This is a genomic window from Kineothrix sp. IPX-CK (assembly GCF_039134705.1).
GTDB lineage: Bacteria > Bacillota > Clostridia > Lachnospirales > Lachnospiraceae > Kineothrix > Kineothrix sedimenti.
The window spans coordinates 3340555-3363538 of the sequence record NZ_CP146256.1 but is presented as its reverse complement, the minus strand read 5'-3'; the positions used below and the strand labels follow the sequence as shown (position 1 = coordinate 3363538).

Sequence of the window (22984 nt, the reverse complement as noted above, 5' to 3'; positions counted from 1 at the left end):
TATAGATAAGGAGAACAAAGTCATTTGATACATATGGTTGTTTGAATGGCTGAATCATACTGCGGTCATCTTGCAATGAGACATTAAGGTACAACTGTATATTTGGTATGTAGGGATTAGAAGTAAAACTTTTATATAAAAATCAAAGGAGAAACGGGATGGATCATAAGGAAAAAGTAAAATATTTTTATGAGCATATAACTACTAATCATATAGTTGAAAAAGTCGCTGACTATGTGTCCGACGATTGCGCTATTCGATTAGGGGATAAAACGATACCGGTTGGGGTAGCAGGTATGCAGCAACACATGATTGATGTAAGGAAAACTTATCCCGATTTAAAAATGATTATTACACGCCAATACTGCGATGGCGACTATATTATCTCCGAATTTATTATGGAAGGAACTCATAAAGGAGAATGGCTGGGGATGAAACCTTCCGGCAAAAAGTTATGCATTACCGGAGTGGATATTGATAAAGTAATAGATGGAAAAATCGTGGAACACGGTGGAGCAGTGAATACGTTTGAAGCTTTGTTTGAAGCCGGAATTATTTGTCCGTCTCTATAAAAATTCTGATTACTTGTCTGTCCAGAAACAGGAGGAGAACATGGATATTAGTATTATCCCCGTATACAAAAACCTTGATGGTTATATCGCAGACGTAGAAAGTAAAGTAGACAGTGTGGAGATCCTGTGGGATAAATATGCAATAGATCCTTACTGGGAAACCTTGTGTCAATACGCCCCATACGATTTAACTGACAGAAAGCCAAAGCCCGTTACAAACATCCCCACACTTAAAAAGCAGATTGAACTATTGAATAAAATTAATCTCACTAAGCTTAAAGATGAATTTATTAAAATTGCTTTAGCCCTTCCAAATTATGATGACGATCCTATATATGTAGCTATATATCCTCTATCTGACGATAATTCATCCATAAAGGAACTCCAAAACGGTGTCGTAGGTGCCTCTACCTTTGGAAATATGTTGATAAATATTAATCCTTTAGCAAATGACTTTAAGGACTGGATACCCTATGTTTTCGCACATGAATATCATCACACTGTTTGGGGGAATTACTGGTATGCATTGCACGGTGGTGAGTTAGATATTCAATTTATCAATTCGTTACTGATTGACGGGGAGGCAGATAGCTTTGCATTGTCTTTCTATCCCCAACTAAAGCCAAAATGGCTGTTTGATCTATCCGAAAGCTCTGAACAGATTCTTTGGAAAAGACACTATTCTAAAATAATATTGAAACAGAATGTAGATTATTCCAAATATATGTTTGGAGATAAAAAATCCCAGATACCATGGTGTGCGGGATATACCGTAGGGTTTAGAATTGTTCAAAAGTTTTTAATTAAAAACCCTGATATTACGTTTAGAAAGTTGGTTGAGATGCGTCCATTTGACATATATGAGGGGAGTGGATATCAAGTTCCATTATAATTGAACGGCAAAGAGGGATGGGTAAGCACGATTGAAAAGATCACCAGCGTAATGAATCGAAACCAAAGCGACCATGACCTGATGCTCTTGCTGTTTCCAGTTCATATTTTCCACACATCGGAGCTTTATCAGCGGATTGATAAAGATAAATGGAATACCTACCTATGCGGGTAGCTGTTAATGATTTAAAGGTGGTTTTCTCCTGGTTGGGAGTTGAAAAATATTTGCTTTCATTTGGTGATAATTAAGGTCATTTGCTTTAAACATAGACAAGTTCTAATTGGAACTGCAAAAGCGACGGATGATTCTATAAGATAAAGAAGGGATAGTTTTATGAAGAAAAAGTATTGTGTATGTGTAAATATCTTACTGCTGGGCTGGTTCTTTTTAGATATGGTAGGTGTGTATTTTGAAGATACATATTTAGTCACTCGTTCTTGGAAAGATGACGGCATATTTATGTTCATATTTGCTGTTACATTGATTCTGTTTATCTTTAAAGAGCATATAGGGAAATACATCTTAGTAGGTTGGCAAGCACTTTGGCTGATTACGCAATTTATTTTTCATGAATGGTATACTATTGTCGGCGGTGGAGAGGAAAAAATGCGCTATTTTAGTGAATCTATAAAGCTTTTTTATTCAGAAAGCCGTTATATTCCTGACCTGTACCATATTGTTCTTCATATCCTGATTGCTGCGTCACTGGTGTTAACAAGTTTGTATATTATCAAAAATAAAGGAATTTGGCCCCAAAAACCGATTCAATAATTGCACTATTAAAATTTATGTCCCATTTCTTAATGCTTAACAAATAATTGCTAAAGGAAGTTTTGAATCAACTTTAATAGCACGAGACCGTAAGCGTATACATAAGAGTTATCCGTAGAACATTTGACAATTGTATGCAAATATTTTATACTGAACATGTTCAATTATAGTTCAGTTGGGATGGTATAAAATATGAATTCTAAGGAGCAAGATACTCAACAGTTGATTATTGATATGGCAAAAGAACTACTGGAGGAAACAGAGGATGTAGAGAAGATAACTGTCCGACAGCCATACAGATTTATCACCCACCCCCAAATTAAAAGCAATGCTCAAAGAGTTTTATGCCCTATCAGAAATTCCGCTACGTTTTATATGTACAGTGGTATTGATTTGTCCGATCAGGGACAGCAAAGTCGCTTTATAGATAAGCTGATAAACAACTTAATTGGCAGTAATGAAAAAAGCGTAGAGATATGAAAACAGTAACTATCATCAGTGCAGTTATCACAATGTTGCTTCTGTTATCCACCATGATATGTGGGCTATGGTTGAGGGCTAACAGCATCAGCACCCCCAGCTCTTTTGATTTCCATGTGAACTGCGGGATTGTGCAGAAATACTATCCGCTCTAATTAAAGATTGCTCCCTTTGCGATTTATCAATGCAAGTGCCGGACATTGGAAGCTATGATATGGTCATTATAGGCTCCGGCGTAAGAATGGGAAAGATCTATAAGTCAATGAAAAGCTTCATTGAAAATAACACGCAGGCGCTTCTTATGAAGAAAACAGCTGTTTTCTTATGCAACGCTTACCCGGATACATTCCAAAAGGTTGTTGAGAAAAACATACCCCAAGACCTGATTGACAGAGCAATTTACATAGAATCCCTTGGAGGTATCCCGCCTTTCGCTTCGCCTAAAAATGAGGATTGGATTTTATCAGAGCATGTAGACCGGCTGGTTCAGGCAGTCACTTTAAAGGATAAGGTAAATATATAATGAAAACATATTCTCATATAAAGATTGCCTATTATTCCGGCACCGGAGGAACCGAGCTGGCGGCAAAGAGCTTTCAAAGTCGATTGGAAGAAAAGCGTTGTATATGTACCATTGAAAAGATCACCGACGGAATGAGTGTAAACCAAAGTGACCATGACCTGCTACTTCTACTGTTCCCGGTCCATGCCTTTAATGCTCCGGAGCCAGTTTATCGGTGGATTGACAGCTTGGATGCTGTAAACCACATCTCTGCAGCAGTCATTTCTGTTTCTGGAGCCGGGGAGGTTTGTCCCAATACAGCCTGCCGGGTGGGCAGTATCAAACGGCTGACGAAGAAAGGCTATCGTGTCATCTATGATAGAATGATTGTTATGCCCTCTAATTGGGTTGCATCTGCCCCCAGCCCTTTGCCCTATCTGCTGATGCAGACACTACCAATAGCGGTCGAGCAGATCTCGTGCGATTTGCTGTCAGGTGTCTGTAAAAAAGGCGAACCGTTATGGATTGACAGATTTTTTTCGGTGATGGGAAAGCTGGAAACATCAGGAGGACACTATTGGGGTAAACGGATAAAGGTGTTGGGGCACTGTACCAATTGCGGCTGGTGTGCAGGGCATTGCCCTGCTGGTAATATCACGATGTCGAATGGAAAGCCAGCCTTTGGTGACCAATGTCATTTTTGCCTAAAATGCATTTATGGATGTCCGAGCAAAGCCTTACACCCGGGAACTATGAAATTTGTTGTCATCCAAGAAGGATATTGTTTAAAGGATATCACAGAAAAGTTTTCACAGAACCCTCAGACATCTATCAAAGATTTAAAAGTGGGGTTCTTCTGGTTGGGAGTTAAGAAATATCTATTGTCTTTGGAGGATAAGCACAAATGATTAATTGTAATATACATTCGCTTTATTTATGTGTTTTTGATATGGAACGTCCAATTGCTTTTTATGAGGATTTTTTTGAAAAAAGTATGAATCACATCGTCTCGGAAATAACTGTCTGCCGAGTATTGAGGTTGAGGATGTTGAAACATTACATCGGAAACTATGCGGGTTGAAAGTTGTTTTTCCTATTACTTTAATTGGACAGAACTTAGTATGTGAATTCGAAGATAGTGAAGGAAATCATATTGAGTTAACTGCTCCAGCTGAGTATAGCTGATAAATATGCTTTCAGAAAGCACAAAGGGATTGACTTTGACATCGTATCGTACTTTATAATCTGCATAAGGGAGGAGACCATGCATGAGCAACTTAAAAACGATAATACAGGTACAAAATCGTTTGGGTATATGCCCTGCGATCCTCTAAAACCTTATATCGCGAATTATTGGGGAACAGCAGGGGTTTCACAGGAGAAAACAAATTCTGAACTTCTGCCAGCGTGCCAGCACACTAGTCATTCCAGATACCTGCTATGGATGTTATCTTTGATATTAACCACACAACTGGTACTGTGAACGGTAAATTATGCGGCATGGATGAAACGGCTTTTACATTTATTCCTGTGCAAACAACAGATGTTATCTCGCGTTTTGCAATACGATTTTACTTTTGGAGCATTCATTCTTATTCTGATTATCATCTGCATCCAAGCAAAACAGTCGCGTTATGAACGCACTGTACTATATGTTGAAAAATCGGGGCTCATCTTGTGTAAAAGACGCCTGCGCTTACTCTTGCACTAGTCAGAGACAGCTTGAACGCCTCTTTCAGGAACACATAGGTACTACCATTAAGAAAACGTCCAACCTCGTGCGCTATCAAAACCTATGGCATGATATTGTTTTTCAAAAGCATTTTTATGTGCAGGAAGCTGTACTCAAATACGGTTATACCGACCAAGCACATTTAATAACTTCTTTTAAGAGTTATCACACTATGACACCTTTAGAGGCTAGGAAGAAAATTTATTGAAGGTATAATTTTATGTCGCTTTTTTGCAATACACAATAATGAAGCAGTGATAAAATATTACTGTAAAAATTTATAGAGTCGGAAAATATGCAATTCAGACAGATTGGCGTGCATGGTTGATATACGTATTAATTATGATTATCAAAGCAAACTGTGTAAAGCATATGACTTTTTGCTAAAAGGGGTAGAAAATGAAGTTCATAAATTCACCAACTGAGTCACCGGAAAATGTAATACATAAAACATATTACAGCCAGTTAATGGCACGCGATATTGGCTATAATATTTATTTACCGCCAGATTACAATGAGAATGGCGAAAAATTCCCGGTTTCATATCATTTGCATGGATGGACCGGCAATGAATCATCCGAAGTGTGGGCGATGGAAAAAATATATAAAGGCAAACAGGAAATTACCGTGTTCCCAAACAATTCCCCGGTAATCGAAAAATACGAGAAATTGCCTATTGAGTTCATGTTTATTAACGAGTTAATGCCACATATTGAAAGAGAATACAAAACGATATCAGCACACAGCGGTAGGTCAATTTCCGGTTTTTCGATGGGCGGCGGTATGGCGTTTAATTATGCCATTAAATATCCTGAATTATTTTCTTCGGTAACTGCTTACGCAGGGACATATCACCATTATTATCACAAAGGCTCTGGTACTGTGGGGACAGATCCGAAGAAGGCCAGCGAACTGTATGCAGATATGATGAGAGAAGAAAGATATTTTGACGAAGGCAATATTTTGTGCTTGATAAGACAAAATGCAAAAAAGATTCGCGGCAGCTTGGATATAAATATGCATATCGGAACGGCTGATATATTGTTTTGTGATAATGAGATTTTGCATTTATACTTGGATTCATTGCATATTCCGCACAAGTACAATATATTCGAGGGCGCGGGACATGAACTGGAGCGAATTCTATAAATGGAAAGAATAAGAATGGCTTTATCCAAACTATAAAAGAGAAAATTCTTGCAGTATAGAGCTGTGACAGGATAAGTATCCTGGAAGGAAGTGATCGATATGAAAACTAAAAAGCAACAAGAGCTGTTGGATTCATTTTTGGATACGCTGGATCATGAACTGTGTTTATTATATCAAGCAATTGCAATGTGTTTATCGGAACTTGGTTATTATCCTCGGAAGCAACGCTCTTATATAGTGTTTAAGCATGATTTACATAATAAAGAAATGGCAAAGATGGGTCTGACTTGGACTAAGGATCATTCCCCATACTTTGCTTTACGATTCTCAGCTTGCAAAGGATATTCGGAGAAATTTTCAAATATCGTTAGAGATTATATTGAAAATAATATGGGCAAGCTGTTCCCGCATTGCGAGGATGGCAACTGCATTTTTCGTTCGGACGGAGTCAGACCCCCACGTTATGAATATTCTTATTCCAATGGAGAAAACGGATCTTGCTGCGGAGCGAAAGCGCTTGTTATACCTAATATTACAGCAGAAGATATAAATGAAATTAAAATACTTATTAGAGAAGAACATGATTACTTAATAAAGCATGAAGCATGAGTTGGCTTGCCAACTGGTTAAGCGGCAGCAATAAATATGATTATGACGGTAATGGGGATTCGGGCAATATGTTTGGCTGGCTGTAAGAGGAGCTGAACTATGTTAACCGAGTCTATCCTCCTCCTTCTCAAAGGGATAGGTTTTAGTTTGATCTGCTAATGCCAATGGAAGAAAAGAAAGTGAGATGAGATTTATGAAAGCATCAGAGATTCAAAAAGAAAGAATAGCAGATATTGAAAATAAAGCAGATTTTCTGCTTAAAGAGATTCAGACCGCCACACTGACTTCGGTAAATGAAAGTGGCTATCCTCGAACCTGCGCTGTTACAAAGGCCGCCGACAATGGCTTTCGGGAAGTGTATTTTATTACCTCAAAGCGTTCCCAGCTTCATGGAAAAGCAACGCACTTTGAAGAGAATCCGAAAGCTTCCATGTGCTATTTCAAAGGCACTGATAGTGTCACTTTGGTTGGAGAAGTCGAGTTTGTCGAGGATCAAGCGCTGAAAGAAAAGCTATGGTCAGAATCTGACCGACGGTTCTTTAGTAAGGGCATCGCAGACCCTAAATTCAAATTATTGAAATTCACAACATTAGAGGCAACCTTTTGGATTGGGGGCAAATTCAGAACCTGCAAGTATAAAAAGCAGCTTTTCGTTGATACATCAAGAAAGGCATAACGCGCAATACCCGATGTAATTTCATTTAAAATATGAAGGTACATTTATGCAAGTGGTTAATTTAAGCGATGAAGTTAATAAGAATTCGGAACTATATGTCTACAAAAAAATAGGGCTGTTAAATGAGGTTCACTTCATTGAGGGCGGCTTTTTTTAGAAACCGAGGAGCAGAAAATGAAAGTCAACGCAGGGGAATTTGTGATTGTCCCTAAAGGGACGAAGCATCGTCCTGTAGTCGGCGCTTTGACTAAGTCCTTAATGATTGAACTGTCCTGTACGCTAAATAAAGAGAATAGCGGGAATCTATATGAGGACTAACTCCATATTAACGGGAGAATAGGAACGAAAAGCAATAATGGATGTCTTGTCATGAAAGGTAGTCATTTTTTAAGAAATTGTTTTGCATATTCCGGTCAATCTGCATGCCGATTCCGATAGCAACTGCATGGCACTTCCGACCGGTTCTGCACGCCTTTCCGCTTTAACTGCATAAATATTTTCAACGTGTTATAGTTCTTTCGTAGTCATAAAACAAACTACGAAAGGAGGCATGCAAATGCAAGACTACAACACTATTATTTGCGTGATTCAAATGCGCCAGAATAAGTGCTCAATCAGTGTGATCCAAGACCGATATCATATCGGCTCCGGAACGGTGCAGCTTATTCTAAAACGTTACAATGCTTCGGGTTTCGCCCTGGAGCAACTAAAATCCATGGAACCACCTGAGGTTGAGATGCTGTTTTATCCACCCGAGAACCTACAACGCAAAGACATCCAACTACCAGAATTCCAGCACTATTTCAATCGTATTCATTCCAAAGGAAGTAAGGTGAATGTATCTTACTGTTGGATGGAATACAAACAGGAACATCCTGATGGATACGAACAATCCCAGTTCTACGAACTTTATAACCGCTTCGTAGAACAAAACTTTGGAAAGCGTGATGTCAAGATGGCAGTGGAACGCGTTCCCGGAGAAAAAATGTACATCGATTGGGTCGGTGACCAACCAGAGCTATTAATGGATCCAGAAACCGGCGAAATACGGAAGGTACATTTATTCGTAACCACGATGGGACTTAGCAGCTATATCTATGCGGAAGCATTCTTAGATGAAAAGTTGCAAAGCTTCTCGACAGGAACGGTTCATGCACTTCAATTCTATGAAGGGATACCTAAGTATCTTGTTCCTGACAATTTAAAAGCTGCTGTTACAAAGCATACCAAGGATGAGCTGATTTTACAGTCTGCTTATTCTGATCTGGAAGATTTCTACGATACGATCGTACTCCCTCCACCGCCTCGAAAACCGAAAGGGAAACCTACCGTGGAGAATCACGTGCGCTATCTTGAAACCCATCTTGTAGAAAAACTCAAAGAGAACATTTATATCTCTTTGGAAGAGTTGAACGCTGACATACAAAAAATAGTAGCGACCCTCAACTCTAGGAAATTTCAAAACAAGAATTACTCAAGAGCCGACGCATTTGTAAAGTACGACAAACCGTGTATGAAACCACTGCCAGGCGGATGCTTCACGGTATGCGATTACAAAACAGTCACAAGAATTCCTGATAATTACCACATCGAGTATGACGATCACTACTATTCAGTAGTGTATACCCATTGTGGAAAACCTGCAATTATAAAGGCAACAGCATCAGAAATCCGTATCTGCGATGGATACAACAGATTGATCTGCAAACACAAACGGTCTTACAAGGACTTTCCCAAATACATCACAGAAGATAGTCATATGAGACCGGAACACCTTTACTACAAGGAAGTCAATGAAAAGGATGGTGCTTACTATAGGCGCTGGGCTTCAGTATTCGGACCTAACATGGAAGAATGCATTGATAGGCTACTGAAAGCTTCTAAACACGAGGAACAAGCCTATAATGCGTGTGCTGGGCTTCTTCATACGGTAAAAGAAATGCCGCATGGAATCGTAGAAGAAACAGCACGTCAGTGTATTCAAATGAACTCCTGCCGTTACAAAACATTTAAGCAGGTATTAAGTCGAATGCAAAGCAATCCGATTAGTCCAGGAGTTCTTCCTGAACACGAAAACATCCGAGGAAAGGGCTTCTATAAGTAAGGTGAGAATTATGGCTTATACACAAAAAAACTATACATACAATGACAAGCTAAGCACTGATGAAAATCTGTTATTGGACAAACTATTTAAACTCCGCCTGTCCCACATGTCGGAGGCATTGGAGAAGCAGTTCCTTAACCCCAACACGGCACTCGAGGACTTTCATACCCGTATATCTGAGATTATTCACTATGAATGGGATCAGCGTCAGAACACAAAGTTCAACAAGCTACTTAAGAAAGCGTCCTTGAAATATCCGACTGCAGACTTTGATTCTGGTCTTTACGAATCAGATCGTATGCTGGATACTCACACCATTGAGTTACTACAAAAATGTGAATGGATTGACGAACCTAAAAATCTATTGATTACTGGTAGCGCTGGGGCAGGCAAAACTTATATCGCGAATGCACTATGCATTACCGCTTTACAACAGCTACGAACAGTAAAATATATCAGAGCCAATGCACTTCTTCTAGAAAGTGAAAAGGCACGTCAACTTGGTCATGCCTACGATTATACAAATCAGATGGCAGCTTATGACTTGCTGGTAATTGATGATTTCGGTCTTATGGAACTAAGCATGGATAAGTGCCGTGACCTCTTTGAAATCATTGAAACAAGAGATTGTAAAAAGGCAACAATGATTGTATCTCAGCTTCCCGTCATCAAGTGGTGGGACCTCTTCAAAGATAACACCTATGCGGATGCCTGCTTAAGCAGGATGACATCTAAGGCGTACCGCCTTGAGTGCAATGGAAGAGACATGAGAAAGTAACAAAATCTACAACGTGCAGTTTGAAGCGGAATAGCATGCCGTCCCTTCGGGACGGTTATGCTGTTTGGCTGGAATATGCAAAATTGTTTTAAGGCACTCATATTTTAAGGATAATTTATACATAAATTGCAGTTTTATTATAAAAACAAAATTCAATTGAAAAATAAATTATAAAAGGAGCAAATTCATGTAAAAGCATTCGTTGACACCGCAGAGAGGTTTTTTCCCTCAGCCATCCTACTTGATCGGCACTTTTAAAGATGATGCCGCTCCAAATTTTACTTTAATTACATTTATAACATTCTGCTCGATTAATCCACCAATGTTGATGTTCGCTTCAAGAGGCAAAAACTTGTACGTGATCTTACTGAGAAAAATAAAGTTTTTTCTGCAAACCTTGTTACCGCCAGAATGATGTACATAGCAGATTACTTTGGTAATACATTAGGATATGAAAGGAACAAATGTGAAGATATAGGGGCCATATATACAAACTGTAAGGTTTTAAACGTTCCCATTTCGGAAGAATCACCATGGGTATACGAATGCGTGCTTAAGGATTTAAAAAGTACTGGTGACGGATGCATATACATTGGAGAAGTTAAAAATATACTGGTTGATGATAAAATTGTGGATACATCATATGGGAAGCTTGATATGCTTTCTGTAGATCCACTAATCTATGCGTTTGGTCATTATTATCGATTGTCTTCCAGTATTGGTTCGGTTGGGTATTCTAAAAAACAATTAGAAAACCTAACAAGGCGCCCACCATATTCAAACAACCTCTAAAAGTATGGGAAGGAACTTAATAGACCGAAAAATCGTGGAACACGGTGGTACAGCGAATACATTTGAAGCCTTGTTTGGAGCCAAGATCATATGCCCGGCTTTATAAAACTTGATTAATGAAAGGAGTGTACTGGATGAAACTAGGAGCAACCTTATATATAAAAAATACCGTTGAAGCTGTAGCATTTTATACAGAAGCTTTTGGACTAACCCTGGGATACCATGAGAAATTTGCGGATGGCACATTTATGCATGCGTCATTACTTAGAAACGGACAAGAAATATTTGCTGTCAGTGAATCACATAATGATACCTTTGTTAATATCATGCTCACATCATCATTAGAAGGATCACGCCCAACTATGAGTTATGGGATTAACTTTGAGAGTGAAGAAGAAGTAAAAAGGGCATATGAAATGTTAGCGAAGGATGGAACGGTGCTATTAGAGTTGGGTTCCCTTCCATGGAGTTCCTGTTGTGCGGATGTCGTCGATAAGTACGGCGTATACTGGTATATCGCAGTATAGAAAAAGAGATCATGGAGGGAATAGAATGCTTATGAAGGTACCAACCAATGAAGAAATGATTTCTTTAATTGGTAATTTATTAGGATACACGGAGTCTTGACACTAAACCGTTAGGCGCTATTGCTTCCTGTGCCCAGATGGGAGGATATTCTCCATGTATTGCTGACGGATTCCCATAAATGGAGGTGGGTGGTACATGAACTTTCCGGACGGCGATGAGATTGATTTATGCCACGAAAAAAAGAGCGTGGCATGGATTCTTATCCTATATTTTTAACTGCTAATGATTAGGAAAGAGATATGATAGAGGGCTATGAGGCCGGTGGTGCAGATTATATTACAAAGCCCTTTTCGATTGCGGTGCTTACAAAGAACTTTACACCCAAGGAATACCGTATCTTATTTCTTTTTATTATAAATCCCCGAATTATACTGACGAAGCGTCAATTATTGGAAAAGCTATGAGACATCGACGGTGATTTTGTAGATGAGCATACACTAACTACGACAATCAGTCGTATTCGTAAGAAAATTGAATCTACTGCAGCAGAAGCTATCTGGATTTACTTCTGATTTATGCCGTACATTAGATGGAATGATGAATGGGAATGAAAAACCGAAGATTAATTTAGAAGAGGAAAGTCTGCTGGCTCGTATCAGTCATCGTTTAGAGCGGTTTTATCATACCACGCAGGAAAATAGAAAACAATCGGAGCCGGAAAAATTAGAGCTTCAACCCCTTGTGTCGGATATTTCTCACCAAACAAAAACACCCATAGCAAATCTAAAAATGATTAACGATACCTTGCTGGGACATTCCGTGTCGGAGGAAAGGCAAAAGGAGTTTTTGATAACTGTAGAGAGTCAATTGTATAAATCGGATTTTCTTGTTTCGTATTTTAATGTATAATTATTATAATTGATTTTTTCGTTTTATAATTTTATGGAATTGGGGGGGTGCATGAAAAAGTATACAACAATTGAATTAGCTCGGATATATCATATTCACCCAAACACCATACGCCTCTACGAACGCCTGAATTATATATCTATACCTCAAAGAGCAGATAATAATTATCGAATTTTTACAGAATTACACATATTGCAGATTAAAATATGCCGTTGTATTTTTGGTTATCCCTTTACGAATAAAAATATACGGAATGCTGGAAATGAGGTTATGTGGGCATCAGCAAAACAAGAGTGGAATATTGGTAGGCGAAATGCAGAACGATATATCGGAATTATCGAACAGGAAATTAAAATTGCGCACAGAACAGCTATTATATTAAATCAATGGGCAAATACGGTAAATCAGCAAAAAAATTCAGATAATAAAAACTACCTGTCACGCAAAGAAGTAGCTGACCGTTATTCCGTTACGGTGGAAGCAGTGCGAAATTGGGAGCGAAACAGGCTCATTTTTTCTGTTAAAAAGGGCGAAAAGGGTGAGCAACTTTATTCCAGGACTGATTTAGATAGAATAAGCATAATATATATGTTGATACAAGCTGGCTTTAGCGTTGCCGCAATACAGCGAAGTCTTACTATGTATGAGAATGGACATCCAAATGAAATTGTAACTGCTTTAAACAATCCCAAATATGAGGAGCTTGTTTCTGTTGGTGACCGATGGATTCATGAATTAGAACGCTTAAACAAAGCGGCACAAACGATACCTTCAATTTTTGACGAATTAGCAACTTTATAAAACAAACCTTACACATGCACACCACCCCTTTCTTTAATGCTATTATTAGCAGAGGGTAGGTGTGTTATTTTTTTTACCTTTACATTAAGCGCGGGAGGATTTATTAAATGAAAGATTTTTTGAAACTATTATCAAAGGAGCGGCCTGTTGGAACAAAAGTAAATACGGAATTGGTAGAAGTACTTGAACGGAGCTTGAGTGAAATGGGATATACCGTACAATCATTACCATTTAATTGTATGGTATGGAACAAAGGAGTATCCTCTATCAATGCTGATAATCAGAGTATTACAATTGAGCCAAATCCTTTTTCAGAACCATTTAACGGAAGCGGCAAACTACAGCTTATAAAAACATTAAAACAGTTAGAAAACATCAAATGTAAGGACGATATCTTAGTGCTTGCAGAAGATATGACACGAACACCATTGCAACCGAAGAATTATCCCTTTTACTATCCTGACGAACATAGGACGATTATTTCACTGCTTGAGAAGAAATCACCCAAAGCTATTATTGCTGTTACAGGAAAAAACACTCTAAATGGCCAAAATCCTTTTCCGCTTTTTGAAGACGGTAATTTTCTCATTCCATCCGGTAGCATTGGGGAACAGCATCTAAAAGAACTAGACAAGTTTTCTCGTCTGAATGTACCTGTAAACTTAGTAATAGATTCTTATAAAGTAGAAGCAAAAAGTCGTCAGATCGTTGCATCAAAAGAGGCGAAAAAATCAGTAGGAAAAATTATTATTGCCGCACATATGGATTCAAAGTACAATACGCCAGGCGCACTTGATAATGCAGCGGGGGTTACTGTGTTATTGAAAACGGCTAAATCATTAAAATCCTCAGTATATGATATAGATATTGTTCCATTTAATAGCGAAGAATTCTATGGTGCCAATGGAGAATTGGAGTATCTCAAACTTCTTGATAGTGAAAGCAAACAGATTGCGCTCATGATAAACATAGATTCTCCGTGCCACAAAGGTTCAAAGACAGCTATCTCATTTCATAATTTGAGCAATCCTATTGAGAAAATAGCCAATACTCTGATTGCTAACAGTCCCAAAATGTCAAAAGGTAAGGAATGGTATGCTGGGGATCATGTTCCATTTATATTTCGCGGGGTTCCATGTGTTGTTGTAACATCATCTGATTTTTTTGATGGAGCATTAGAATATACACACACCCCAATGGATACTTTAGATACTGTTGATTTTAGATTAATTAAACCTACAGCACAGCTTCTTACTGATATTATTGATTCTCTTTCTGCAAGAGAGCAAAAACGGAGATTTGAAATTAACAGATAATCCTTATTTTTTACTTACACCCAATAAGCTATTATATTATCGGTCTTTACGTTTCTACTCTGCAGGCGGAGCCTCAAACGCTTACCGCCGGCTCGGCTTGTATATTTTCGTCAAAAGAAATACAATAGAGCTATAAAGATGTTATGCATGGATTACTTGTACCATATAGGAGCAGTAAAGTAAAGGACGGTGAAAATAAATGAAACGGATATTCTTGGTTGAGGATGATAAGGCGATCGCTAAAAATCTTATACTTTTGCTCCGCGCGGAGGGATTTACAGTCACTCACGCTCCCACGCGGAAGGATGCTCTTGCCGCGCTTGCCGGGAATAAATTTGACCTGGCGCTTGTTGATATTTCTCTTCCCGACGGAAACGGCTTTACGATTTACACAGAAATCAAAGAGACAGGAGATGTTCCTGTTATCTTTCTGACGGCTTCCGGCGATGAAGCGAGTGTTGTTACCGGGCTGAATATGGGCGCTGACGACTATATCACCAAGCCTTTCCGGCCCCGTGAATTGATTGCGCGAATTGGAACCGCATTGCGAAAAAGCGGGCGCTCCGGGTCGGATTTTGAGATCTGCGGGCTTCATGTCGATACGGCAAGCGGCGTTGTGAGGAAGGACGGCAGCGAGGTTTTTCTTTCGGCATTAGAATATCGCTTGCTGCTGGTGTTTATTAACAACCCCAATAGTATTATAACAAGGGGAAGGCTCCTTGACGAATTGTGGGACGCGGCAGGAGAGTTTGTCAATGATAATACACTGACCGTATACATCAAACGCTTGCGGGAGAAGATAGAGAACGACCCGGCAAGCCCGCAAATAATTCTGACCGTTCGCGGGACAGGGTATCGATTGGGGGACGAGTATGCTTCGGAATAAAGAGTTTCGGCAGTTTGCCATCTTGTTCTCCTTAATGGCTGCCGCCGCTGTAATATTGGGATTTGCGATCAACAGGCCGGCGGGAATCCTTGCCGCCTCTTCTGCCGCTGCTTTTGGCGCAGCGTTTTTTGCGTTTACCAAAACCAGGTACAAAAGCATTGCCCGGATTTCGGATCAAATCGATCTTGTGCTCCATAATGCCGACCATCTGTATATTGGTGAATCGGACGAGGGCGAACTTTCCATTCTGCAAAGCGAGATAACAAAAATGACATTGCGCATCCGGGAGCAAAACGACGCGCTGAAAAAAGAAAAAGAACATCTTGCCGATTCGCTTGCCGACGTAGCCCACCAACTCCGGACTCCGCTCACATCCGCGAACCTCATTCTGTCATTGCTGGCGAATAACCCTGATGAAAACGAGCGGAAAGCATTTGTGCGGGAAACGGAGGAATTGCTTTTGAGGATGGACTGGCTGATCACTTCCCTGCTGAAATTATCCCGCCTGGATGCGGGTATTGTAATGTTCCAAAGCGAGCAGATAGATGTGAACAATTTGATATGCGACGCGCTTCGTCCGTTCCTGATCCCGATGGAACTGCACGATATTGATCTGCAAACAGATGTACCGGAAGGGATGCTTATTCAGGGCGATTCAGGCTGGTTGTCGGAAGCGATCCAAAATATTCTCAAAAATTGCATGGAAAGCGCAGGAGAGAAGGGGAAGATTGAGATTGTTTGTGAGGACAACCCGCTGTTTGCCGGAATCGTTATCCACGACAGCGGTCCGGGCTTTGAAAAAGAAGATATCCCCTGTCTGTTTGACAGGTTTTATCGTGGGAAAAACCCGAACGCGGCAGGATACGGGATCGGGCTTTCGCTCTGCAAGATGATCATAACACGGCAGAACGGGTCGGTTGCCGCAGGAAATCACCCCCAGGGCGGCGCGGTATTTTCTATTCGTTTTCCAAAGTGACGAATCTCTCACCGGAAAGTCACCAAGATGTAAGCCGAAGGCTCTATTATATGGGTAAAGGTTGAAAGAAATACACTTTCAACCTCAAAAGCTTTGTGCCTGCGTAATCCTCGGCGCAAAACTTGGATGTGCAGAACCATGCGCAGGAAAGGAGACTCACATAATGGAGTTTTTAAAAATCGAGAATTTATGCAAGGTCTACGGCAAGGGAGAAAATCGAGTCACCGCCCTTGACGATGTTTCGCTTACCATCGATAAGGGAGGATTTACTGCAATCATCGGTTCCTCCGGTTCGGGCAAATCTACATTGCTTCACATCATCGGCGGTGTGGACGTACCGACGAGCGGTAAGGTGTATTTGGAGGGGCAGGATGTATATGCGGGGAGCAATGAGAAACTCGCCATCTTCCGCAGGCGGCAGGTTGGATTGATTTACCAGTTTCACAACCTCATTCCCACTCTGAATGTGGTGGAAAATATCACCCTTCCTATCCTGATGGACAAGCGGAAGGTCAATGAGGAACGGCTGAATGATCTGCTCGAAATGCTTGGTCTGCAAGACCGTAAAATGCATTTACCCAATCAGCTTTCGGGCGGTCAGCAACAGCGCGTTTCCATAGGGCGCGCTTTGATGAACGCTCCGGCGGTCATGCTTGCCGACGAACCCACGGGCAGTTTGGACAGCCGGAATGGACATGAAATCATCAAGCTGCTGAAAGAAAGCAATAAGAAATATGGGCAGACCCTTCTCCTCGTCACCCATGACGAAAATATCGCCCTGCAGGCAGACCGCATCATCGGTATATCGGACGGCAAAGTAACGCGGGATGAGAGGATGGTGCAGCCATGAATATTTTTAACAAAGTTACCCTGCAGAGCATGAAAAGAAGCCGGACCCGAACGATTGTCACGATTATCGGAGTTATTCTGTCCGCTGCCATGATTACAGCAGTCGCTGCCTTTGCCGTGTCCCTGCAAAGCTATATGATAAGTGGTGCCGTTGCCAAATATGGTGATTGGCATATTGAAATCCCGGACGCAGATTCCTCCTTTGTGCAGGAACAGACAGAGGACAGCCGAGTGGCAAATGCTGTAGCGCTGCAGAACATCGGCTATGCCACACTGGAAGGCGGACAAAATCCCGACAAGCCATATCTCTTTATTACCGGATGGAACGAGGAAGCCTTGGATGCTCTGCCCATCAAGCTGCTTTCCGGCAGACTGCCGGAGAACAGCAGCGAGGTCGTGATACCGGCTCATATTGCGGCAAACGGCGGCGTGAAAATTTCGGTGGGCGACACACTCACCCTCTCGGTCGGCAACCGCATGAGCGGCGACCGGAAGCTCAGCCAGCACGATTCGTATTGTGCCGGGGAAGAAACGCTTGTGCCCGTGACAGAGAAAACATATACGGTCGTCGGCATCTGCGGGCGGCCGGGAATCGAGGAGTATGCTGCACCCGGATACACTTTGATTACAACAGAGGATACCGCCTCAGCGAACAGTCTTACCGTATTTATCACGCTGAAGGACCCATATCAGATTCATTCTTATGCAGATAGCATATCAGACAATAACCGTTACGTTTTGAACGATGATGTACTGCGTTTTATGGGACTTTCAGGTGAAAAGATGCTTACAGTTCTTCTGTACTCGATTGGCAGCATTTTGATTGCCCTGGTTATGCTCGGCTCGGTGTTCCTGATTTATAATTCATTCAACATCTCATTGAATGAACGCACGCACCAGTTTGGAATTCTCATGTCGATAGGTGCCACGGAAAAACAGCTGCGCAATTCTGTGCTGTTTGAGGGGATTTGTATCGGTATGATCGGCATTCCGATCGGTATTTTGGTCGGGATACCAAGCATCAAGCTTGTGCTTTCTCTTGTGGCAAAGAATTTCGCAAATGTTATGTATGACAATGTACCGTTGATTTTGGTGGTGTCTGTTCCTGCTCTTGTTGCGGCGGCGGTTATCAGTATGATTACCATTCTGATTTCGGCCTATATTCCGGCAAAGAAGGCCGCCAGTGCGCCCGTGATGGAGTGTATCCGCCAGACAAACGAGGTCAAGGTGGAAGCCAAAGCGATAAGAACTTCAAAGCTCGCGGAACGCCTTTACGGTTTAGAGGAGACACTTGCGTTAAAAAACTTTAAGAGAAACAGGCGGCGTTACCGCAGCATTATCCTGTCGCTTACGTTAAGTGTTGTGTTGTTTGTGTCGGCAAGCTCTTTCGGAGCCTATTTGTATAAGATCGCTGAGAATTCCTCTGTGGTAGTTGAAGAATATGACATCTGTTTCTATACGCGAGACATGGAGGAAAGTGAGCTGTTACAGCTTTATGATGAGTTGAAAACCGCCGATAGCGTTACCGAAAGCTCTTATCAGGCACTTTCGACCTATTCCTGCGTGCTAGGTACAAGTGATCTGTCAAGCCATTTTTTTGACGAGTATGGCGAGTCCATCGGTTATGATGGGGCGAGTGAAACGGTGGAAGTGCAGTTGGATATTCAGTTTGTTGAGGACAGCGTCTATCAGAACCTGCTCGAAGGCCTCGGCCTGTCCGAAGAGGAATACACCGGGCAGGACAAAAAAATGATCATGGCAGGAATACTGCCTGGGAGTTGGTATACGCAGGAACAGCCTATGGAATTTACGCTCCGCTCCAAGACCGGGGACCAGACGAAAACGATCCGTGCAACCTTTGTAAAAGACTACCCCGATCTGCTGCCCACAGAGCCGGGTGAGTGGCCCGGATACTCTCTTATGGTGATGGCCCCCTACGAGGTAAAGCCGCAGTTTGACGCGCTAGGTGCGACTGTAAAGCCTACAAAACTGGGCATGACCTTCAAGTCGGAAAATCCCGGTCAGTCTACGACTGAGATGCAGAGGATGATTGATGGAGCCGGCATTACCGCCGACTATAATCTGTACAATGTCTATGAGATACTGGAGCAAAACCGTAATATCACATTCATTGTTAATCTGTTCTCGGTTGTTTTTATCGCGATGATTTCGCTGATTGCGGTTGCCAACGTCTTCAACACGATTTCCACCAATATCAAGCTGCGCAGACGGGAATTTGCCATGCTCCGTTCTGTGGGAATGTCCGATCGGGATTTCAATAAGATGATGCGCTTTGAATGCACTCTTTATGGAGCGCGGACGATGCTTTGGGGGCTGCCCCTCTCAGGAATCCTTTCGGGTCTGATTTATAAGGGGATGGTTGTCGGTGGGGCGGACAATATCGATTTCGTTTTTCCGTGGGGCAGTATGGCAGTCAGCGTGTTCAGCGTGCTCTTTATCGTGTTCATTACAATGCTGTATGCCATCAGCAAGATAAAAAAAGAAAATATCATTGATGCGCTTCGGGATGATATGACTTGAAAGTATTGCTGAAAAAATTATTAAATGTCGTTTTTTTTGCAATATTTATATAGAATCCATGCTATAATCAGCAGTAACTATCAGAGCCCGATATTAGAATGCAGACGAGGGCTTTGGACATGCGCTTGAGGCAGACAATTGGAATCCGAATTCATCACCGGTACTACTGGTTTTGCAATAGGTATTTTAGAAGAAATTAACTTTGACGATAAACAGCATCCGATTTTGCAGGGGATTTTAAAGTATATCACAAGCACAGCAAGTTTAAATGAAAAGGGCTGGCCCTGGAGCGTTCCATCGAATAACGATTACGCTCATGCGTCATGGTACACATATGATGCCGGCAATAAGGATGCATATTTGGAGCTTACTTCTATAGAACTTGCATTTTTCGCCGTACGGCATGCCGATGAAAAGTCTGAAATATATAAAAAGGCGGCAATGTTACAGGATTGCAGTATCCTAAAATCCACTAATGTATGGAGAGAGACCCGGCGAAATGGTCCGGATGGTGTGGAAGACCTTCTTCTTTTATCCAATCACCCGACAGTAAATATTATAAGGGTAACGAGGACATAATGTCAAAAGAGCTTGACTGGCAGCTTGAAAAAATAATCGGAAGACTTTCAGAGTATAATGTATGGAATGTAAATGCAAACGGTTGGTATTGGTTTGACGATAATCAGGGAGGCGAATATCCGATGGAGAGTTTTGTAAGTGCAAATTGGTGGGAGGTTATTGATATGATTAAATATATCGGGCTTTTTAAGAATTTCGGCAGGATGGATGTTAATTGAAAAAGTTAGGAGGTGTTCCAATGAATCTATATGAAAAGCATGTTGAGAAGGAACTGAACCGCTGGCATGATGACATTATTAAAAGCGCCGGATTATTTGAACGTACCTCCAAGGGAATTCAAAAGCAAACGCAAAAGCTGGTGCCGAAAAAAATGCAGAATACAATTACTGCGACGGTTGAAAAAATGGTACAAACAATTTTGTTTGGATCAGATTTATTGACAATAAAGGAAGATGCTTCCGGCCTGTCACTGGCTGAGCAGGATTTTCTGGTACAGGAGCAATTTCAGATTTACATGAAGACAGCTGTCACACAGGGCATTGGGTTTGGAGCAGGCGGTATTTTATTGGGATTAGCCGATCTGCCGGTGCTGATGGGGATAAAAATAAAATTTATGTTTGACGGCGCGAAGTTATATGGCTATGATACAGACCAGCAAAGCGAAAGGCTGTTTCTGCTGTATGTTTTCCAGCTTGCCTTTTCCAGCAGAGAGCATCGTCTGGATGTGTTCCGGATATTGCAGGACTGGGATGAGCGCGACCATCCGCCGGTGGATTGGGAAAAATTTCAGATGGAGTATAGGGATTATCTGGATATCGCCAAGCTGTTACAGCTTATGCCGGTCGTAGGAAGTGTTGCGGGTGGAACCGCCAACTACAAGCTGATGAACCGACTGAAAGAGAATGTCATGAATTGCTATAGAATGCGGATTCTTTGCCAGAAGTGGAATGAATGAAATAGAAGTTTTACATTTAAAACAGACTGAAAAGCATTCTTTTCAGTCTGTTTTAAGTTATCAGATATTTGAGTTACAGCTATAAATTCAGGGAACAATTTCAAAAATAGTACCTTGATTATAATCGGTCACTCTCGTGGAGCTGTAAACTCCCAAAAATAGTCTGGTCTGATTCATATCCGTTCCCAAACCAACATAATAAGAGGATCTATCTCCGAAATCATAATCAGTTTCAATAATACTAAAATCGTTAAGCTTACAATCCGTTCTTGGCCTGGTATAAGCCAGGACACCTCTGGTAGGCTGCGGAGATTCCTGACGGCGGGCCAGCTCCGTAAATACAATACATCCCATTAAATCAGGAATATCATTTCCCATATAGGGATGGATGCCTGTGAGAGCAGAAGCTTCAAATTTGTCCGGACGGGAATCTTCATGAAAATAGCTGATTAAAGGCGGAAGGCGCTGCACTGAAGTTTCTACTGCTTCATCATAATAAGCAAATATTTTTTCGTTTAAATTCGGGTTTGCAGAGCAGCTTCTTAAGAGCGCAGTAGGAAATATACCTTCCCACCCCCTCCAGCCGAAGTTGACAAATCCTTTCTGATCCGGCTCGGTTTCCGTTAATGAAGAGTCAATAAGATCAGTAACGGGCATCGGTTTATAGTCTACAAACGAAAAAATAGACTCTACTAAATCCTGCCCAACATCTCCTACGTATTTGATATACTGATTATTTACCCTTTGAAAAGAAATGCCCGGTATATTGCGGACTCCTTTGGCAATGACCGTAAGTGTATCCTGAATAGATGAGGGAAGTTCGCTAAATCGTGTGACTACGGGAGGATCATCGCTGAAGGAATCTATGTCTACATCAATTTCAATTATTTTCCCGGCGATTTCCATATCATCCTGACTTAAATTAAATGGATCGTAGCCCGATCCGCCGTCTCCGGTTGTCAGAACGAGTTTGCCGGTTTCAGGTGAAAAGTTCAGGCTATTGACACCATTATGATTCAAAAATGGCCTTCTTATATTAAGCAGTGTCCGCTGTCTTTGCGGTTGGCTGGCCGGATCAAAAATCCATTCTTCGATGGTATCGATATGATCATATCGGGTTTCTCTGTTTAGCCACCTAAGATTAAGTGTTGAAGGGTCGCACGGATCAGGTGTAACGGGTCGGGAAAGGGCTCCCGGGCCTTGTGATCCGGCTACTGAATAATGAATATAAAACAGCCCGTTATTATTAAATGCGGGATGAAAAGCCAGCCCCAGCAATCCGCGCTCGTCGTATCCGCCGGAAGTAGTGCCTAACTCCAGGATCTGCGGGCGAATATCTAAGAAGGTCTCGATAACGCCGTTTCCCATGCAAAAAATCTCTCCTATCTGTGTAGCTATAAATAATCTTTCTATTGAGTCGCCCGGAAGTATAGCAGTTTTCAAAACTGTGGGTAAATTTATATTACCGACTAAGGGCTGTAGTCCAACTTTTACTTGTACCAATGTCGTTACCTCATATTTACTAATGCCTCTTTTAAAAATATGATTATTATTATTTGATTAGTACCAGATCCTGTTATAATATAC

Annotated in this window: 27 protein-coding genes and 2 pseudogenes; 28 read left to right on the top strand and 1 reads right to left on the bottom strand. The window is 41.2% G+C overall.

Going from position 1 to position 22984, the window contains the following annotated elements:
• Positions 1–158 precede the first annotated feature (158 nt).
• The 28 genes and pseudogenes from V6984_RS16100 (at position 159) to V6984_RS15970 (ending at position 21397) form a co-directional block, all read left to right on the top strand.
• The gene (locus V6984_RS16100; RefSeq protein ID WP_342756626.1) at positions 159–572 is read left to right on the top strand and encodes an ester cyclase; all 414 of its coding nucleotides are present in this window, start codon (positions 159–161) and stop codon (positions 570–572) included.
• Positions 573–612: 40 nt separating this feature from the next.
• Positions 613–1464 carry a DUF2268 domain-containing putative Zn-dependent protease gene (locus tag V6984_RS16095; protein WP_342756625.1) on the top strand — a complete coding sequence of 284 codons (852 nt, stop codon included), beginning with the start codon at positions 613–615 and terminating at the stop codon, positions 1462–1464.
• A gap of 333 nt (positions 1465–1797) precedes the next feature.
• Complete coding sequence (locus V6984_RS16090; protein WP_342756624.1) at positions 1798–2235, top strand: hypothetical protein; 438 nt, start codon at positions 1798–1800, stop codon at positions 2233–2235.
• Positions 2236–2427: 192 nt separating this feature from the next.
• A complete protein-coding gene (locus tag V6984_RS16085) occupies positions 2428–2715 on the top strand; it encodes a hypothetical protein (protein ID WP_342756623.1) in 288 nt (95 codons plus the stop codon).
• Positions 2712–2870 (top strand): hypothetical protein, encoded by a 159-nt coding sequence (locus tag V6984_RS16080; RefSeq protein ID WP_342756622.1) that lies wholly within the window; start codon positions 2712–2714, stop codon positions 2868–2870. Before V6984_RS16085 ends, V6984_RS16080 begins: the two co-directional genes overlap by 4 nt.
• Positions 2871–2899: 29 nt before the next feature.
• Positions 2900–3238, top strand: coding sequence for a flavodoxin domain-containing protein (locus V6984_RS16075; protein WP_342756621.1), 339 nt, complete (start codon positions 2900–2902; stop codon positions 3236–3238).
• Positions 3238–4125: an EFR1 family ferrodoxin gene (locus V6984_RS16070; protein ID WP_342756620.1), complete on the top strand. Its 888-nt coding sequence runs from the start codon at positions 3238–3240 to the stop codon at positions 4123–4125. The genes V6984_RS16075 and V6984_RS16070 overlap by 1 nt, the downstream gene beginning before the upstream one ends.
• Positions 4126–4657: 532 nt before the next feature.
• A complete protein-coding gene (locus V6984_RS16065; RefSeq protein WP_342756619.1) occupies positions 4658–4855 on the top strand; it encodes a hypothetical protein in 198 nt (65 codons plus the stop codon).
• On the top strand, positions 4852–5157 hold the full coding sequence (locus V6984_RS22355) for a helix-turn-helix domain-containing protein (protein WP_425324212.1): 306 nt from the start codon (positions 4852–4854) through the stop codon (positions 5155–5157). The genes V6984_RS16065 and V6984_RS22355 overlap by 4 nt, the downstream gene beginning before the upstream one ends.
• Before the next feature lie 191 nt (positions 5158–5348).
• The gene (locus tag V6984_RS16060; RefSeq protein WP_342756618.1) at positions 5349–6098 is read left to right on the top strand and encodes an alpha/beta hydrolase; all 750 of its coding nucleotides are present in this window, start codon (positions 5349–5351) and stop codon (positions 6096–6098) included.
• A gap of 99 nt (positions 6099–6197) precedes the next feature.
• The gene (locus V6984_RS16055; RefSeq protein WP_342756617.1) at positions 6198–6707 is read left to right on the top strand and encodes a hypothetical protein; all 510 of its coding nucleotides are present in this window, start codon (positions 6198–6200) and stop codon (positions 6705–6707) included.
• 184 nt (positions 6708–6891) lie between these two features.
• Positions 6892–7383 carry a pyridoxamine 5'-phosphate oxidase family protein gene (locus tag V6984_RS16050; protein ID WP_342756616.1) on the top strand — a complete coding sequence of 164 codons (492 nt, stop codon included), beginning with the start codon at positions 6892–6894 and terminating at the stop codon, positions 7381–7383.
• Positions 7384–7557: 174 nt separating this feature from the next.
• A complete protein-coding gene (locus tag V6984_RS16045; RefSeq protein WP_342756615.1) occupies positions 7558–7701 on the top strand; it encodes a hypothetical protein in 144 nt (47 codons plus the stop codon).
• 301 nt (positions 7702–8002) lie between these two features.
• Positions 8003–9487 carry an IS21 family transposase gene (istA, locus tag V6984_RS16040; RefSeq protein ID WP_342756614.1) on the top strand — a complete coding sequence of 495 codons (1485 nt, stop codon included), beginning with the start codon at positions 8003–8005 and terminating at the stop codon, positions 9485–9487.
• Between the two features lie 10 nt (positions 9488–9497).
• Positions 9498–10265, top strand: coding sequence for an ATP-binding protein (locus V6984_RS16035; RefSeq protein WP_306720410.1), 768 nt, complete (start codon positions 9498–9500; stop codon positions 10263–10265).
• A gap of 396 nt (positions 10266–10661) precedes the next feature.
• Positions 10662–11057 (top strand): annotated as a pseudogene (locus tag V6984_RS16030) (flavin reductase); the annotation flags it as partial.
• Between the two features lie 134 nt (positions 11058–11191).
• Positions 11192–11584 carry a VOC family protein gene (locus V6984_RS16025; protein WP_342756613.1) on the top strand — a complete coding sequence of 131 codons (393 nt, stop codon included), beginning with the start codon at positions 11192–11194 and terminating at the stop codon, positions 11582–11584.
• 196 nt (positions 11585–11780) lie between these two features.
• Positions 11781–12124 (top strand): annotated as a pseudogene (locus V6984_RS16020) (response regulator transcription factor); the annotation flags it as partial.
• Entirely contained in the window at positions 12117–12494 is a 378-nt protein-coding gene (locus V6984_RS16015) for a hypothetical protein (protein WP_342756612.1), read from the top strand. The pseudogene V6984_RS16020 and the gene V6984_RS16015, both read left to right, overlap by 8 nt.
• A gap of 51 nt (positions 12495–12545) precedes the next feature.
• On the top strand, positions 12546–13295 hold the full coding sequence (locus V6984_RS16010) for a MerR family transcriptional regulator (RefSeq protein ID WP_342756611.1): 750 nt from the start codon (positions 12546–12548) through the stop codon (positions 13293–13295).
• A 107-nt stretch (positions 13296–13402) separates the two neighbouring features.
• A complete protein-coding gene (locus V6984_RS16005) occupies positions 13403–14611 on the top strand; it encodes a M28 family metallopeptidase (protein ID WP_342756610.1) in 1209 nt (402 codons plus the stop codon).
• Positions 14612–14810: 199 nt separating this feature from the next.
• Positions 14811–15497: a response regulator transcription factor gene (locus V6984_RS16000; RefSeq protein ID WP_342756609.1), complete on the top strand. Its 687-nt coding sequence runs from the start codon at positions 14811–14813 to the stop codon at positions 15495–15497.
• Positions 15484–16473 carry a HAMP domain-containing sensor histidine kinase gene (locus tag V6984_RS15995; RefSeq protein ID WP_342756608.1) on the top strand — a complete coding sequence of 330 codons (990 nt, stop codon included), beginning with the start codon at positions 15484–15486 and terminating at the stop codon, positions 16471–16473. The genes V6984_RS16000 and V6984_RS15995 overlap by 14 nt, the downstream gene beginning before the upstream one ends.
• A gap of 163 nt (positions 16474–16636) precedes the next feature.
• Positions 16637–17323 carry an ABC transporter ATP-binding protein gene (locus tag V6984_RS15990; RefSeq protein WP_342756607.1) on the top strand — a complete coding sequence of 229 codons (687 nt, stop codon included), beginning with the start codon at positions 16637–16639 and terminating at the stop codon, positions 17321–17323.
• A complete protein-coding gene (locus V6984_RS15985) occupies positions 17320–19863 on the top strand; it encodes an ABC transporter permease (protein WP_342756606.1) in 2544 nt (847 codons plus the stop codon). Before V6984_RS15990 ends, V6984_RS15985 begins: the two co-directional genes overlap by 4 nt.
• A 138-nt stretch (positions 19864–20001) precedes the next feature.
• The gene (locus tag V6984_RS15980) at positions 20002–20442 is read left to right on the top strand and encodes a hypothetical protein (RefSeq protein WP_342756605.1); all 441 of its coding nucleotides are present in this window, start codon (positions 20002–20004) and stop codon (positions 20440–20442) included.
• On the top strand, positions 20442–20660 hold the full coding sequence (locus tag V6984_RS15975; protein WP_342756604.1) for a hypothetical protein: 219 nt from the start codon (positions 20442–20444) through the stop codon (positions 20658–20660). The genes V6984_RS15980 and V6984_RS15975 overlap by 1 nt, the downstream gene beginning before the upstream one ends.
• A gap of 20 nt (positions 20661–20680) precedes the next feature.
• Positions 20681–21397: an EcsC family protein gene (locus V6984_RS15970; protein WP_342756603.1), complete on the top strand. Its 717-nt coding sequence runs from the start codon at positions 20681–20683 to the stop codon at positions 21395–21397.
• An 87-nt stretch (positions 21398–21484) separates the two neighbouring features.
• Here V6984_RS15970 and V6984_RS15965 read toward each other — a convergent pair whose 3' ends face one another.
• Positions 21485–22765, bottom strand: coding sequence for a PQQ-dependent sugar dehydrogenase (locus V6984_RS15965; protein WP_342756602.1), 1281 nt, complete (start codon positions 22763–22765; stop codon positions 21485–21487).
• Between the last annotated feature and the right edge of the window lie 219 nt (positions 22766–22984).